The sequence below is a fragment of the Bacteroides mediterraneensis genome, assembly GCF_900128455.1.
GTDB lineage: Bacteria > Bacteroidota > Bacteroidia > Bacteroidales > Bacteroidaceae > Phocaeicola > Phocaeicola mediterraneensis.
In genome coordinates this window covers 2,936,847-2,951,570 of the sequence record NZ_LT635783.1, presented here as the reverse complement: position 1 = coordinate 2,951,570, position 14,724 = coordinate 2,936,847, and the positions used below count along the sequence as shown (strand labels likewise).

General features: G+C 46.2%; 13 protein-coding genes. 10 read left to right on the top strand and 3 right to left on the bottom strand.

The window, feature by feature from the left end; translation table 11 throughout:
* The first annotated feature begins 15 nt into the window (after positions 1-15).
* Together pstA and pstB are read left to right on the top strand one after the other, a co-directional pair.
* A complete protein-coding gene (pstA, locus tag BQ7480_RS12610) occupies positions 16-885 on the top strand; it encodes a phosphate ABC transporter permease PstA (RefSeq protein ID WP_072543139.1) in 870 nt (289 codons plus the stop codon).
* Positions 873-1,643: a phosphate ABC transporter ATP-binding protein PstB gene (pstB, locus tag BQ7480_RS12605; protein WP_022354725.1), complete on the top strand. Its 771-nt coding sequence runs from the start codon at positions 873-875 to the stop codon at positions 1,641-1,643. The genes pstA and pstB overlap by 13 nt, the downstream gene beginning before the upstream one ends.
* Positions 1,644-1,733: 90 nt before the next feature.
* Here pstB and BQ7480_RS12600 read toward each other — a convergent pair whose 3' ends face one another.
* The gene (locus BQ7480_RS12600; RefSeq protein WP_072543138.1) at positions 1,734-2,639 is read right to left on the bottom strand and encodes a PfkB family carbohydrate kinase; all 906 of its coding nucleotides are present in this window, start codon (positions 2,637-2,639) and stop codon (positions 1,734-1,736) included.
* 242 nt (positions 2,640-2,881) lie between these two features.
* On the opposite strand from BQ7480_RS12600, the gene BQ7480_RS12595 reads away from it, so the two are divergent.
* From BQ7480_RS12595 to BQ7480_RS12565, 7 genes are all read left to right on the top strand, one after another.
* Complete coding sequence (locus tag BQ7480_RS12595; protein ID WP_072543137.1) at positions 2,882-4,189, top strand: inositol-3-phosphate synthase; 1,308 nt, start codon at positions 2,882-2,884, stop codon at positions 4,187-4,189.
* Positions 4,190-4,403: 214 nt separating this feature from the next.
* Positions 4,404-7,043 carry a DUF5686 and carboxypeptidase-like regulatory domain-containing protein gene (locus BQ7480_RS12590; protein WP_072543136.1) on the top strand — a complete coding sequence of 880 codons (2,640 nt, stop codon included), beginning with the start codon at positions 4,404-4,406 and terminating at the stop codon, positions 7,041-7,043.
* A 64-nt stretch (positions 7,044-7,107) separates the two neighbouring features.
* Positions 7,108-8,424, top strand: a complete 1,317-nt coding sequence (locus tag BQ7480_RS12585) for a sigma-54 interaction domain-containing protein (RefSeq protein WP_072543135.1) — start codon at positions 7,108-7,110, stop codon at positions 8,422-8,424.
* The gene (locus BQ7480_RS12580) at positions 8,411-8,944 is read left to right on the top strand and encodes an LptE family protein (RefSeq protein ID WP_072543134.1); all 534 of its coding nucleotides are present in this window, start codon (positions 8,411-8,413) and stop codon (positions 8,942-8,944) included. The genes BQ7480_RS12585 and BQ7480_RS12580 overlap by 14 nt, the downstream gene beginning before the upstream one ends.
* Positions 8,945-8,951: 7 nt before the next feature.
* Positions 8,952-9,749: a hypothetical protein gene (locus BQ7480_RS12575; protein ID WP_072543133.1), complete on the top strand. Its 798-nt coding sequence runs from the start codon at positions 8,952-8,954 to the stop codon at positions 9,747-9,749.
* A 6-nt stretch (positions 9,750-9,755) separates the two neighbouring features.
* Complete coding sequence (gene secG / locus BQ7480_RS12570) at positions 9,756-10,127, top strand: preprotein translocase subunit SecG (protein WP_072543132.1); 372 nt, start codon at positions 9,756-9,758, stop codon at positions 10,125-10,127.
* Positions 10,128-10,247: 120 nt separating this feature from the next.
* On the top strand, positions 10,248-11,432 hold the full coding sequence (locus BQ7480_RS12565) for a DUF418 domain-containing protein (protein ID WP_072543131.1): 1,185 nt from the start codon (positions 10,248-10,250) through the stop codon (positions 11,430-11,432).
* An 87-nt stretch (positions 11,433-11,519) separates the two neighbouring features.
* On the opposite strand, the gene BQ7480_RS12560 is transcribed toward BQ7480_RS12565, so the two are convergent.
* Together BQ7480_RS12560 and BQ7480_RS12555 are read right to left on the bottom strand one after the other, a co-directional pair.
* Positions 11,520-12,071 (bottom strand): NADH peroxidase, encoded by a 552-nt coding sequence (locus BQ7480_RS12560; RefSeq protein ID WP_022354734.1) that lies wholly within the window; start codon positions 12,069-12,071, stop codon positions 11,520-11,522.
* Positions 12,072-12,118: 47 nt separating this feature from the next.
* A complete protein-coding gene (locus BQ7480_RS12555; RefSeq protein WP_072543130.1) occupies positions 12,119-12,541 on the bottom strand; it encodes a Fur family transcriptional regulator in 423 nt (140 codons plus the stop codon).
* Positions 12,542-12,737: 196 nt separating this feature from the next.
* Between BQ7480_RS12555 and BQ7480_RS12550 the strand changes: the two genes are divergently transcribed.
* The gene (locus BQ7480_RS12550) at positions 12,738-14,675 is read left to right on the top strand and encodes an NAD(+) synthase (RefSeq protein WP_072543129.1); all 1,938 of its coding nucleotides are present in this window, start codon (positions 12,738-12,740) and stop codon (positions 14,673-14,675) included.
* Positions 14,676-14,724 lie beyond the last annotated feature (49 nt).

Genomic DNA, 14,724 nt, shown 5'->3' with positions numbered 1-14,724 from the left:
AAATAAGAAGAATTTATGTTGTACGAAAATAATATAAAATTGCGTATCCTGAAAAGCCGGTTGCTTTACATCCTGGTATGTGTGCTGTCGGGTGTGACGGCGATTCCGTTGCTGGCCATACTGGGGGAAGTGCTGGTGAAAGGCTGGAAGCAGTTGGGTTGGTCGTTCATCACGGAGGCCACGCCGAATGCCTATAAGGCGATGATGGCTGCCTCTGCCGGAGAAGCTATTCCGGGAGGAATTGCCAATGGAATTATCGGAACATTTCTGATGTTGATGCTGGCAGCTGTAGTAGCCATTCCGGTAGGGATACTCTGTGGTATTTGTCTTTCAGAATACAGAAAAAGTTGGTTCGCGGTGATTGTCAGTTACCTGACCGACTTGCTTCAGGGAACTCCGTCTATCATTATTGGTATTATCACCTACATCTGGGTGGTGGTGCCGATGAAAGGATATTCGGCCATTGCCGGAAGTGTGGCTCTGTTCATCATGATGCTCCCGTTGATTATCCGTTCTACGGAGGAAACCATGAAGGTGCTTCCGGAAACGTTGAAAGAAGCCGGACTGGCTTTGGGAGGAAGTTATTGGCGGGTGATGTTGAAGGTGATGTTGCCTTCTGCTTTGGGCAGTATCTTTACTGGTATCTTGCTGGCCATCTCGCGTGTGGTAGGTGAAACAGCCCCGTTGATGTTTACGGCTTTGGGAGGTGCGGCTATCAGCTGGAACATGACTAAGCCGATGTCGGCCGTACCGTTGCTGATTTGGGAATTCTTCAACGACCCGAACCTGCAGAGTCTGATATGGGGGGCTTCCCTCTTCCTGTTGACTTTTGTGTTATGTCTGAATTTATTAGCTAAACGAATTGCAAAGAAATGGAAAATATAAAGAATCCGATTCTCCAGATAAAAGATGTGTGCATCTCGTACACCAGCAGTGTGATGGCCGTGAAACATGTATCGGCCGATATTGAAAAAAATACGATTACGGCCATTATGGGGCCTTCCGGATGCGGAAAGAGTACCTTGCTGCGTGCGGTGAACCGTATGCATGAGCTATATAAGAATATCCGTGTGACGGGTGAGATTTTGCTGAATGGCGAGAACGTGCTGCAGATGCATCCGATGGAGGAGCGGCGACGTATCGGTATGGTGTTCCAGCGCCCGAATCCTTTCCCGACCATGAATATTTATGACAATGTACTGGCCGGATATATCCTGAACGGTATCCATCTGTCCAAGTCGCAGAAAGATGAAATCGTGGAACGCAACTTGCGGAACGTGTGTCTGTGGGACGAGGTGAAGGATGCCTTGACCAAGCGGGGTACCTTCCTGTCCGGAGGACAGCAGCAGCGTTTGTGCATTGCCCGTTCACTGGCACTCCAGCCGGATGTGCTCTTGATGGACGAACCGACTTCTGCCTTGGACCCGATTGCCACCAAGCACATTGAAGGCCTGATGGACCAGCTGAAGAAAGAGGTGACCATCTTGATTGTGACACACAACATGTCGCAGGCGATGCGTATCTCCGACCGCTCCATGTTCATGTATATGGGGGAACTGATTGAATACGATGATACGGAAAAGATGTTTAAGAATCCGGTTGACGAACGTACCCGTGCTTATCTGACGGGTAAGATGGGATAATCCGGGAACCGATGACAGGTAAAAAACAAGGGTTTGCAGCTGAGTGATTCAGTATGCAAACCCTTTCTTTATAGATAGTCTTTTTTTTGCTTAGTGGGCTGTCAACACTTCCGGCTTGGCCTTGTCGGTCTGCAGGATGTGCCACACTTCTTCTTCCGTTCCGGAAAAAGGCCCTGATTTTTCCAGTTTGATGGTCGACATGGCAGCAGCAAAACATCCGGCTTCTGCATAAGATGCACCTTTGTTGCGCATGTACAGATAACCGAGCACATAGGTATCTCCACATCCTGTGGCATCCACCACTTCTTTCGGGGCGTAGGCCGGTATTTTGTAGAATTTACCTTCGGCGTAGATAATGCTTCCCAAACTGCCCAATGTCAGCAGAACTTCTTTTACTCCCCATTGAGCCAGTTGGCGGGCGGCCTGTTGCGGGTCCTTGAATCCAGTCAGCACTTCCGCTTCGTGTTCGTTGACTTTTAGAATGTCAATGTATTTCAATGCTTTTTTCTTTTCATGCCAGTCTACAGGATATACCTGTTCGCCTTTCACTTCCCGCAAATATCCTTGTGCATCTACGGCCAAGGTACCTTTTTGTGCCAGTTCTTTGACTACTTCCAATGGAAAATCATCCGCCAATAAACTTCCCAGATGGAAGATGCGTGCATTTTCGTCTTTGAGGGCATCTGCCGTGAAAGGGTCTGCCTTTGCCAGTACACGCTGGGAACGGTTGTCCTGGTTTTCTTCGTATGTATTTTCGAAGTACACCGTATGACGGCTTGGAAGAACTTCCACTTGGATACCTTCCTTCCTCATTTCTTCCACGATGCCGTATTCGCTGGGTGCAACCGCTGTGACCAGTTTGTAGTTCTTGAAGTCATTCAACCGGCGGATTCCGTGAGAGAAATAATAAGAAGTGCCTCCCGGCATGTAAGTAGTTTGTTTTGGAGTCACAATTTTATCTAATGTAATGTGTCCGATGCAACAAATATCATTCATGGATTGGTATGTCTTTTTATGCGCTTGCAAAGATACGGATAATTTTACTGTCTGGGGAAACTGTTGATGGCTTTTTCTTCTGAATTTGTGTCTTATTTTTACGTATATTCCAATAAAAGAGGAAGTAAAGTGCTGGTTTAATCAAATAAAAGTTTAACTTTGAGCAGTTAGTCCTTTTAGAAAGTTCAGAGTGTTGGATTCTCGGAAAGGATGGAAAGTGAAAGAAAAAAAGAAATTTAGAAATGGAAAAAATGAATGTAAAGCCCGCTGAAGGTAAGCTGGGCGTATTATGCGTGGGTCTGGGAGCTGTGGCTACCACATTTATGACCGGAGTTTTAATGGTGCGTAAAGGGCTTTCCAAGCCGGTAGGCGCTATGACACAGTATGATAAGATTCGTGTCGGACGCGGAGAAAAGAAGAAGTACCTGCATTATGGCGAGATTGTTCCGATGGCCAAACTGGATGATATGGTGTTCGGTGCCTGGGATGTGTATCCGGCCAATGCCTATGAGTCGGCTATGAATTGTGAGGTGTTGCGTGAAAAGGACATTCGCCCGGTGAAAGAGGAATTGGAAAAGATTGTACCGATGAAAGCCGCTTTCGACCGCAATTATGCCAAACGTTTGGACGGAAACAATGTGAAGGATTGTGCCACCCGCTGGGAGATGGTAGAGCAGCTGCGGGAGGATATCCGTAAGTTTAAGGCGGAAAATGATTGCGCACGCGTAGTGGTGTTGTGGGCGGCTTCCACTGAAATTTATGTGCCGGTTTGTGAAGAAGTGCATGGCACTTTGTCTGCTTTGGAAAACGCCATGAAGCAGGACGACCGGGAGCATGTGGCTCCTTCCATGTGTTATGCGTATGCGGCTTTGGCGGAAGGAGCTCCGTTCATTATGGGGGCACCGAATACTACGGTTGACATTCCGGCCATGTGGGAATTGGCTGAAAAGACCAAGATGCCAATTGCGGGAAAGGATTTCAAAACCGGACAGACATTGGTAAAATCGGGCTTTGCACCGATTATCGGTACGCGTTGCCTGGGTTTGTCCGGATGGTTCTCTACCAATATTCTGGGGAACCGCGACGGACTGGTATTGGATGAACCGGCTAATTTCCACACTAAGGAGGTGAGCAAGCTGTCTACGCTGGAATCCATTCTGGTTCCTGAAAATCAGCCGGATTTGTATTCCGATTATTATCATAAGGTACGTATTAATTATTATCCTCCCCGTAATGATAATAAGGAGGGATGGGACAATATTGATATTTTCGGCTGGATGGGCTATCCGATGCAGATTAAGATCAATTTCTTGTGCCGTGACTCCATTCTGGCAGCTCCGCTGTGTTTGGATTTGGTGCTTTTGAGTGATTTGGCTGCTCGTGCAGGACGTTATGGCATCCAACGGTTCTTGAGTTTCTTCTTGAAGAGTCCGATGCACGATTATACGGAAGGGGAAATTCCTGTCAATCATTTGTTCCAGCAATATGTGATGTTGAAAAATGCCTTGCGTGAGATGGGTGGATACGAGGCCGATGAAGAGATTGACTGATGAGAAGTTGTATTTTTGACAGATAGTTTTGAAACCGGTAGTGAAAGGTGATTTCATTACCGGTTTTTCTTGTTGAATGAAAAAAATTATATTCTATTATTCATAAAAAAAGGTAAGAATGTCATTTTTCGGGAGTGAAATTTGTTGGAGACCTTTACACTATGTACTTTTACAAAATGGTTAAGTGCATATTACTTAAGTATTAAATTCAGGTATGATAAAAAGATTGTTTTTTTTACTCGTCTTGTGTGTGGGAGTTGTGAAACTTTCAGCGCAGATTACAGGGGTTGTGACGGACTCTGAAACAGGTGACCCTATTCCTTATTTGAATGTGTATTACGACGGAAAAGGAGTGGGAACCATTACTGATATAGACGGGCAATATTCCATTGCTACTCATCCCGGTTGGACTAAACTCACTTTCTCTATGGTGGGATATGGTACGGAAGTACGTAATGTGTCGGTCAATACCAAGAAGCTGGATGTGAAAATGAAGCCGGACTTGGTGTTGGATGAGGTGATTGTAAAGCCCAAGAAAGAAAAATATTCCCGGAAAAATAATCCGGCGGTGGAGATGATGAAGAAAGTCATCGCGGCCAAGAAACTGAATGATTTGGGAGTCAATGATTTCTATCATTATAATAAATACCAGAAGATTACTTTCTCTTTGAACAACATTACGACCGATTCGCTTCGGGAGTCTAATCTGTTTAAGAAATATCCGTTCTTTCGCGATCAGGTAGAGGTCTGTGAGGTGACGGGGAAGAATATTCTGCCCATATCTGTCGATGAAACAGTGACGGAGAAGTTGTACCGTAAAAATCCGCATGATGAAAAAACGGTGGTGAAAGGTATCAATTCTACCGGTGTGAACGAATTGTTCAACACGGGTGACATACTGTCGACGGTGTTGAAGGATGTGTTCCAGGATATTAATATCTATCAGGACCGTTTCCGCTTTTTGCAGTATCCTTTCGACAGTCCGATTTCGAATGCGGGTATCAATTTCTATAAGTATTACATCATGGATACGGTAATGGTGGACCGTGAGAAATGTTTTCACCTGACTTTCGTTCCTAACAACTCGCAGGATTTTGGTTTTACGGGACATTTGTATATTCTGGCGGATTCTACTTTCCGGGTGAATAAGTGTATCTTGAATCTTCCTAAGAAGACTGATATCAACTTTGTGGACAACATGATTATCGAACAGAGGTTCGGACAGCTGGATTCAGGAGAGTGGGTACTGATGGAGGATGATATGGTGTGTGAGCTGTCTTATCTGAAGAAGCTGTTGGGTTCATTTCAAGTAAGGCGTACCACACGATACTCCGATTTCGGGTTTGATGAAATCCCTGCGAAGATTTTTAAGAAGAAGGGGGATGAAATCAAGGATGTGAATGCGATGATGCGTGATGATTCTTTCTGGAAGGAGTATCGTCCGACGGAACTGACCAAGTCGGAAGACAATATGGATTCGTTTGTGGACAATCTTGCAAAAATAAAAGGATTCAAGTACATCATGTTTGTGGCGAAGGCTTTCATTGAGAACTTTGTGGAAACCGGGGTGAAGGGAAGGCCCAGCAAGGTGGATATCGGTCCGATTAATACGATGATATCCAGCAACTATATTGACGGGCTTCGCCTGAGAGCTTCTGCACAAACTACGGCAAACTTGAACCCGCATCTCTTTTTGAGGGGATATTATGCGTATGGCTTTAAGGATGAAAAGTCGAAATATAAGGCTGAAGTGGAATATTCTTTCAATAAGAAGGAATACCTGCCGCGCGAATATCCGATTAATTCGTTGACGGTTTCGTATTCATACGATAACATGTTGCCCTCAGACAAGTTCATGGGTACGGACAAAGATAATGTGTTCACTTCGTTCAAGGTGACCTCGGTCGACCAGTATAATTACGAGCGTACGGCCAGTGTGAAGTATGAGCTGGAGAAAGAGAGTGGACTAAAAACCACGTTGATGTTGAAGCATACCAATCTGGAAGCTTGTGGAAAACTGTTTTACCGTACGATGGCTCAGGAAAACCAGTTGCAGCAGGCTTTGGCATCGGGTGAACTGAGCGGTACCGAATGGGTACATTCTCCTTACAACACAAAGGATTTCTCGCTGGCGGAGGCTACTCTGGCATTCCGTTATGCGCCGGGTGAAACGTTTGTCAATACCAAGCAACGCCGTTTGCCGATTAATCTCGATGCACCGGTGTTCACTTTGCAGCACACGTTGGGACTGAAAGGCATATTGGGAAGTGATTATACGTATAACATGACGGAAATAAGTCTTTACAAGCGCTGGTGGCTCAGTTCTTGGGGAAACATTGATACCTGTGTGAAAGGAGGCATCCAGTGGAACAAGGTTCCTTTCCCGTTGCTGATTATGCCGGCTGCCAATTTGTCTTATATTATTCAGGATGAAACGTTCAACCTGATTAATAATATGGAGTTCCTAAACGACCGTTATGCTTCTTTGGATGTGTCATGGAATTTGCAGGGAAAGATATTCAATCGTATTCCTTTGCTGAAAAAACTGAAATGGCGTGAGTTTATCGGTATCAAGTGCTTGTGGGGTACACTGACTGACAAGAATAATCCGTTGCTTCCTCAAAATGCCAACGATACAGAGCTGATGCTTTTCCCGGGACATTACGATGCGGCTGGAAATTTCCATACTTCCAGTTATGTGATGGACCCCAAGAAACCGTATGTGGAGGTGAGCGCAGGGATTCACAATATCTTCAAATTATTGCATGTGGAGTATGTGCGTCGGTTGAATTACAATGAATTGCCTACTGCCAGCAAATGGGGAATCCGTTTCATGATTCGTACGGTCTTCTAATTTTTACTAAATGCATGGGCGGGTCTCAAACTTTTTGTAATTTTGTCATATAATCGAGGAATGTATGGTGAAATCAGAAATACAAAATGTGAAACTGCGGTTCGGCATTATCGGAAACTGTGAAGGGTTGAATCGGGCGATTGACGTGGCTATGCAGGTGGCTCCTACGGACCTGTCTGTATTGGTTACGGGTGAAAGTGGTGTCGGAAAGGAAAGTTTTCCGCAGATTATTCATCAGTTTAGCCGGCGGAAGCACGGTCCGTATATTGCGGTCAACTGTGGGGCCATTCCCGAAGGTACGATTGACTCGGAATTGTTCGGACATGAAAAGGGGGCTTTTACGGGGGCTATCAGTGACCGTAACGGATATTTTGCAGAGGCAAACGGAGGTACTATTTTCTTGGATGAGGTGGGAGAGCTGCCGCTTTCCACACAGGCCCGTCTGCTTCGTGTGCTGGAAACCGGAGAGTATATAAAGGTAGGTTCTTCTAAAGTACAGAAAACTGATGTACGCATTGTAGCTGCCACAAACGTGGATTTCTCAGAAGCGATAGCCGACGGACGGTTTCGTGAAGATTTGTATTATCGTTTGAACACAGTGCCCATCAAGGTGCCGGCTTTACGTGAACGTCCGGATGATATCCCTCTTCTGTTCCGGAAGTTTGCAGCTGATTTTGCAGAAAAATACCGGATGCCGGCTATTCAACTTACGGATGACGCGCGGCGTTTGCTGGTCTCTTATACATGGCCGGGAAACATCCGGCAGTTGAAAAATATTACCGAACAGATTTCCATTATTGAGACGAATCGTGATATAACTGCTGATATTCTGCAGGGATATCTGCCGGCACAGCCTGTATCGAAGTATCCCACTCTTTTAGGTGGATTGAAACCGGAAGGGGAGAAAGGTTTTCAGAGTGAAAGGGAGATTCTTTATCAGGTGCTGTTTGATATGCGCCGGGATGTGACGGAACTGAAGAAGCTGGTGCATGATATTATGGCGGAACGGGCAGGGGGGGCTCCCATGACACCTGCTTCTACGACTCCGGTTCATTATATTCCGGAAACCCCGGTCAGCTTGATGCAGACTCCTTCAGTCGTATTGAATCCGGTGACGGAAGTTGGGAAGGTTTCTAATGTAACCTCCGTTGGCAATGTATCTCCCGTGACCTCTGGTGTGAAAGTCACTCCGGCGGATGTGTCGGATGTGCAGGATACGGAGGAATATGTAGAAGAGAATCTTTCACTGGACGAAGTAGAGAAAGAAATGATTCGCAAAGCGTTGGAACGTCATCACGGGAAACGGAAAAATGCAGCGAATGATTTGAAGATATCAGAACGTACACTTTATAGAAAAATAAAAGAATATGGACTTGAGTAAGAAATATATCCGACTGACAAAGTATGTGCTTCCGGTGGTATTGTGTATTCTGACTGCATGCACCGTGTCCTATAAGTTTAATGGGTCTTCCATCAATTACGATAAGGTGAAGACCATCAGTTTCCAGAACTTCCCGAACCGTTCGGCTGCCTTTGTATGGGGTCCCATGGAGTCTATGTTTAATACGGCTTTGCAGGATAAATACATGCAGCAGACCCGTTTGAAACAGGTGCGTCAGGGGGGCGACTTGGAACTTTCGGGTGAGATTACCAATTACGATGCCTACAACAAGGGAGTTGGTTCCGACGGTTATTCTACAATGGCAGAGTTGAGGATGACTGTAAATGTACGGTTTGTGAACAATTCAAACCATGCGGAAGATTTCTCTGACCAGCAGTTTACGGCCAGCCGTGAGTATAATGCGAGCCAGCAGCTGTCATCCGTACAAGAGGAGCTGGTACAGCAGATGATTGATGAAATTGTAGAGCAGATTTTTAATGCCACAGTAGCCAATTGGTAAGAGCGGAATGATACAGCAGCGGTTACAGCAGTGGATTGAGCACCCGGAATTGTTGGGAACGGAAAGCCTTTACGAATTGAAAAGGCTCTTGGAGCGTTATCCCTATTTTCAGACTGCCCGGATTTTGTATCTGAAAAATTTGTTCTTGTTGCACGATCCTTCTTTTCAGGAAGAATTATGCAAGGGAGCTTTGTTCGTGGCCGATTTGAGTGTGTTGTTTTATGCCATCGAAGGCGAACATTTTATCATCAGGCAACATGCGGAGAAAACGGATATACCTGCAGCAGGAGCCGAAGACAGAACCTTGGATTTGATTGACCGTTTCTTGTCGGATACCAGTGGAGCAACTACGAACAGCCTGCTTCCGTTGCCGGCTGAGGCTGTGGACTATACCTCCGTACTGGCAGAGGAGTTTCCGGCCGAAGATGCGGAAACTGTGCCATTGAAAGGACAGGAACTGATTGACAACTTTATTGAAAAGGCTTCGAAAGAAGAGGGGAAAGGGGAAGTTCCCTTAATGGAGGATACTTCCTTCGGCGAAGCGCTTCCTTTGAAGGAAGAAGAGGAAAAGCCTCAGGAAAAGGAGGAGGAGCCGGAACAGTCTGAAACGGAACAGTCCGAGCCGGAGGATGAGGAGAATTATTTCACGGAAACCTTGGCTAAAATTTATGTTAAACAGCAACGATATGATAAAGCACTGGAAATTATTAAAAAATTAAATTTGAAATATCCGAAAAAAAATACTTACTTTGCAGACCAAATCAGGTTTTTAGAGAAGTTGATTATTAACGCTAAATCAAAATAAAAGAAAATGTATTTATTATTTGTCGTATTAATGGTACTTGCAGCTGTATTGATGTGCTTTGTGGTATTGATACAGAATTCAAAAGGAGGAGGCCTTTCTTCCAGTTTTGCATCTTCCAATCAGATTATGGGAGTTCGTAAGACAACCGATTTTATTGAAAAACTGACTTGGGGTCTGGCTGCATTTATGGTGATTGTCAGTGTGGCTACTGCATACGTGGTTCCTTCTCAGGCTGAAGGGTCTTCAGTCATCATGGAACAGGCGGTGAAAGAACAGAAGACCAATCCGTTGAATGCTCCTGCTGGTTTTGCTGCTCCTCAGAAAGATGCAGCTGCTACAACTGCTCCGGCTGCAGCAACTGATTCTACCAAGAATTGAGAATAAAGAAATAGTAGACAAAATGAAGGGCTGAGAGGTCTTCATTTTGGGTGCGAAAACGGAAATCCGGATGATGATGAAACGGTTTTCCGTTTTCTTTTTTGTTAATATGAATCTTTTATGGAAAACGTACAGAGAAAAGAGCGAATCCTGGCCATTGATGCGCTGAGGGGATTTGCCGTAATGGGGATTATTCTGCTCCATAATATCGAACATTTCAATTTTTATTCTTTTCCCGAACCTTCTTCTCCCGTATTGGCTCATTTGGATAAAACGCTGTGGGATATGTTGTTTTTCTTGTTCTCAGGGAAGGCTTACGCCATTTTCGCCTTGCTGTTTGGTTTCACTTTCTATTTGCAGAGTCGTAGTGCTGCCAAGCGTGGGGAGGATTTCAAGGGGCGCTACATGTGGAGATTGGTGCTGCTGTTGGGATTCGGCTTTGTAAATTCCCTGTTTTTCCCCGGTGAAATATTGGTGCTTTATGCCATTTTGGGCTTCATTCTGGTGCCCGTCCGGCATTGGAAGAACCAGTCTTTGCTGATACTTTCCGTCATACTGATGCTTCAGCCGGTGGAATGGATAAAAGTGGTGTGTGGATGGCTCAGTCCGGACTATGCACCCCGCCAGATGATTTTTTCGTTGGGAGACGTATATCCGCAGCTGGGAGGCGATTCCTGGTGGGAAATGGTGAAGATGAACTTTACCATCGGTCAGCTGGCCAGTTTGAACTGGGCCTGGTGTTACGGAAGGGTTTTCCAGACTTGTGCCTTGTTTGTACTCGGCCTGTGGATAGGCCGGATGGGGTATTTTGATTCATCTTCAGAAGCCGCCTTAGGGCGTTCACGCAATTTCTGGACCTACGTGTTGTGTTTTTCACTTCCGCTGGCAGTCGTGTTTTACTTTGTCAAGACCCTTGTCTTTTCGGTAGTGTCTCAGCCTCTGATGCTGGACAGCCTGAAGACCATCCTGAATTCCTGGTATAATTTCTGTTTTATGCTGACCATGGTCTCTGTATTCCTGTTGCTTTACTGGATGGGGAAGGGCAGGATACAGAAGATTCTGGTGCCCTATGGAAGAATGAGCCTTACCGATTACATCATGCAGTCGGTCATTGGGAGTTTCCTGTATTTCGGTTACGGACTGGCTTTGCACCAATATTGCGGTACGACAGTCAGTCTGTGTGTGGGTATCGTTTTCTTCCTGTTGCAGTTGGCTTTTGCCCATTGGTGGTTCCGCCATTTCAAGCGCGGACCGTTGGAAACCCTTTGGCACAGACTTACCTGGATGGGAACCCGTAACCGATAATTTATGCTTGGCATGAAGCCATAAAAAAAGACCGCATCGGACATACCGTGCGGTCTTTTTTCGTTGTGATTTAATGGTCGGTTTGAATTATTTCTTGAAATATCTGTTGTACAGACCTTCGAAACCTTTTCCGTGACGAGCTTCGTCTTTAGCCATTTCATGAACAGTGTCATGGATAGCATCCAAGTTCAGCTGTTTAGCGCGAGTTGCGATACGCTTCTTGTCTTCGCAAGCGCCACATTCAGCGTTCATACGCTTTTCAAGGTTTGTCTTAGTATCCCATACACAGTCACCCAGCAATTCTGCGAATTTAGCAGCGTGTTCAGCTTCTTCCCAAGCATAGCGCTTGAAAGCTTCTGCAACTTCCGGATAACCTTCACGGTCAGCCTGACGGCTCATGGCCAAGTACATACCAACTTCAGTACATTCACCCATGAAGTGGTTGTTCAAGTCCTTAATCATTTCGTCGTCGCAACCTTTAGCTACGCCGATAACGTGTTCGTCTACGAACTGCAAGCCACCTTCAGCTTCTTCCAGTTCTTTGAACTTAGAAGCAGGAGCTTTACACATTGGGCATTTTTCAGGAGCTGCTTCACCTTCATAGATGTAACCACAAACAGTACAGATAAATTTCTTCATACGTCAAAAAATTTAAGTAGTTAGTTATTATTAATAAGTTATGTTTTTTAGTTCTTCATTATGTCTTTGCCTGTACATTCCGGACAGATACCTTTGTAATACTGGTGTACCTCTTCCACGATGAATCCGTCTTTCTGGAACATTTCGGCCTCACTCGGGTCCATCTTTACAGGTACATCATATATCTTGTTGCATACCTTGCACTGAAAATGCGCATGCGGCTGCATGTCGCCGTCAAAACAAGCGTTCTTTTCATCTATGGTCAGCATCTTTGCTGCGCCATGCTCCACGAACAGTTTGAGGGTGTTGTACACTGTGGTCTTGGAGAGCGTAGGAATCTCTTTGCACAACGCCGTATAAATTTCGTCAATGCATGGATGGGTTTTGTGCTTCAGCAAATAATCCATGATGGCAATGCGTTGTACCGAAGGCTTAATCTGATGGTCGAGCAAATATTCGTATGCTGTCATATTTTTTCAATTCTGTAATTGTTACAATTCTAATTCGAAGGCAAATATACAAAGATTTTTTCTTCTAGCAAATAGAACGCTCAGTTTTTTGTTTTTTTTACTTTGTACTTCTGCGTTAAAATCTCCTGCTTCAGGATAGGGGCGTGTGTAAATATTGTTTATTTTTGCATCACTATATTATATATAACAAATTTATATGAGATTTGGTTTTGTAAAAGTGGCGGCTGCTATTCCTGCCGTGAAGGTAGCCGACTGCAAGTTTAATGCGCAGCAGACGGAGAAACAGATTGTCATTGCCGATGGGAAGGGCGTACAGATTATCGCTTTTCCGGAATTGAACCTGACCGGATATTCCTGTGGAGATTTGTTTGCCCAGAGTTTGTTGCTGGAGCAGGCGGAGTTCGCCCTGATGCAGATAGTCAACAACACACGTCAGCTGGATATTATTTCCATTGTCGGCATGCCGGTCATGGTGAATTCCACTCTGATGAATTGTGCGGTGATTTTTCAGAAGGGAAAGATTCTGGGACTCGTGCCTAAGACTTACCTTCCTAACTATAAAGAATTTTATGAGCAGCGTTGGTTCACTCCGTCGGTGGCTCATCCCGATTCCACCACCGTCCGTCTCTGCGGACAGGTGGTTCCCATGAGTGCCCGTTTGCTCTTCGATACGCCAGAGGTCTGCTTTGGCGTAGAAATCTGCGAGGATGTATGGGCGCCCGTACCCCCCAGTTCCACACTGGTACTGAAAGGAGCCGAGATTATCTTCAACCTGTCGGCCGATACGGAAAATATCTGTAAGCACCAGTACCTCCGTTCTTTGCTGGCGCAGCAATCGGCGCGGTGCCTGGCGGGATACGTATTCTCTTCCTGCGGTTTTGGCGAATCGACTACCGACGTGGTTTTCGCGGGGAATGCCCTGATTTACGAAGACGGCAGTCTGCTTGCCGCTTCCGAACGTTTCTCTTTCGAAGAGCAGCTGGTCATCAGTGAGATTGATGTGGAGCGTCTGAGAGGGGAACGCTTGGTGAACACCACATTTGCGGCTAGCGTACGGACTCATCAGGAGATACCGGTACAGCATATCAGTACGGAACTGGTTTCTTCGCGTGAATTGAGTCTGACCCGTCTGGTAGAACCGCATCCTTTCGTGCCTTCAGGCAGCCGTCAGCTGGACGAGCGCTGCGAGGAAATCTTTTCTATCCAGGTGGCCGGATTGGCCAAACGTCTGGTGCATACCCATTGCAAGACCGTCGTATTGGGTATTTCCGGGGGACTGGACTCCACGCTGGCCCTGTTGGTCTGTGTCAAGACCTTCGACAAGCTGGGCTTGCCGCGAAAAGGAATCGTGGGAGTGACCATGCCAGGTTTCGGAACCACCGACCGCACGTATCACAATGCCCTCTCCCTGATGGCTTCTCTGCAAGTGACCACGAAGGAAATCAGCATCAAGGATGCCTGTATTCAGCATTTTCAGGATATTGGTCAGGACATGTCGGTACACGATGTGACTTACGAGAATGGACAGGCCCGCGAGCGGACGCAGATTCTGATGGATTACGCCAACAAGCTGGGCGGACTGGTCATCGGTACTGGCGACCTGTCGGAGCTTGCCTTGGGATGGGCTACCTACAATGGTGACCACATGTCAATGTACGGTGTGAATGCCAGCATCCCCAAGACCTTGGTACGTTATCTGGTCAACTGGGTGGCACAGACGGGAGTGGATACCTTGTCCCGCAATACCCTGCTCGACATCATCGATACCCCAATCAGTCCGGAACTGATTCCAGCCGACGAGAACGGCAACATCAAGCAGAAGACCGAAGACTTGGTAGGTCCTTACGAGCTGCACGACTTCTTCCTGTTCCATTTCCTGCGTTTCGGCTTCCGTCCGGCCAAAATCTTCTATCTGGCCGAGATTGCTTTCCGCGGAACGTACGACAGCACGACCATCAAGAAATGGCTGACGAATTTTTACCGTCGTTTCTTTGCCCAGCAGTTCAAGCGCTCTTGCTTGCCCGACGGTCCGAAAGTCGGTTCCGTTTCCTTGAGTCCGCGGGGAGACTGGCGCATGCCGAGCGATGCCAGTGCAGCGCTGTGGCTGAAAGAATGTGAGGAACTTCAGGCTTGATTCGGAGAGAGGCAGACCGATACAGAAAGCGTCCCTCTCAAAGAAATAA

Excerpts from the sequence above, each read along its gene's own strand:
- pstA (WP_072543139.1), top strand. The coding sequence starts at position 16 with ATGTTGTACGAAAATAATATAAAATTGCGTATCCTGAAAAGCCGGTTG.
- pstB (WP_022354725.1), top strand. The coding sequence starts at position 873 with ATGGAAAATATAAAGAATCCGATTCTCCAGATAAAAGATGTGTGCATC.
- BQ7480_RS12600 (WP_072543138.1), bottom strand. The coding sequence starts at position 2,639 with ATGAATGATATTTGTTGCATCGGACACATTACATTAGATAAAATTGTG.
- BQ7480_RS12595 (WP_072543137.1), top strand. The coding sequence starts at position 2,882 with ATGGAAAAAATGAATGTAAAGCCCGCTGAAGGTAAGCTGGGCGTATTA.
- BQ7480_RS12590 (WP_072543136.1), top strand. The coding sequence starts at position 4,404 with ATGATAAAAAGATTGTTTTTTTTACTCGTCTTGTGTGTGGGAGTTGTG.
- BQ7480_RS12585 (WP_072543135.1), top strand. The coding sequence starts at position 7,108 with ATGGTGAAATCAGAAATACAAAATGTGAAACTGCGGTTCGGCATTATC.
- BQ7480_RS12580 (WP_072543134.1), top strand. The coding sequence starts at position 8,411 with ATGGACTTGAGTAAGAAATATATCCGACTGACAAAGTATGTGCTTCCG.
- BQ7480_RS12575 (WP_072543133.1), top strand. The coding sequence starts at position 8,952 with ATGATACAGCAGCGGTTACAGCAGTGGATTGAGCACCCGGAATTGTTG.
- secG (WP_072543132.1), top strand. The coding sequence starts at position 9,756 with ATGTATTTATTATTTGTCGTATTAATGGTACTTGCAGCTGTATTGATG.
- BQ7480_RS12565 (WP_072543131.1), top strand. The coding sequence starts at position 10,248 with ATGGAAAACGTACAGAGAAAAGAGCGAATCCTGGCCATTGATGCGCTG.
- BQ7480_RS12560 (WP_022354734.1), bottom strand. The coding sequence starts at position 12,071 with ATGAAGAAATTTATCTGTACTGTTTGTGGTTACATCTATGAAGGTGAA.
- BQ7480_RS12555 (WP_072543130.1), bottom strand. The coding sequence starts at position 12,541 with ATGACAGCATACGAATATTTGCTCGACCATCAGATTAAGCCTTCGGTA.
- BQ7480_RS12550 (WP_072543129.1), top strand. The coding sequence starts at position 12,738 with ATGAGATTTGGTTTTGTAAAAGTGGCGGCTGCTATTCCTGCCGTGAAG.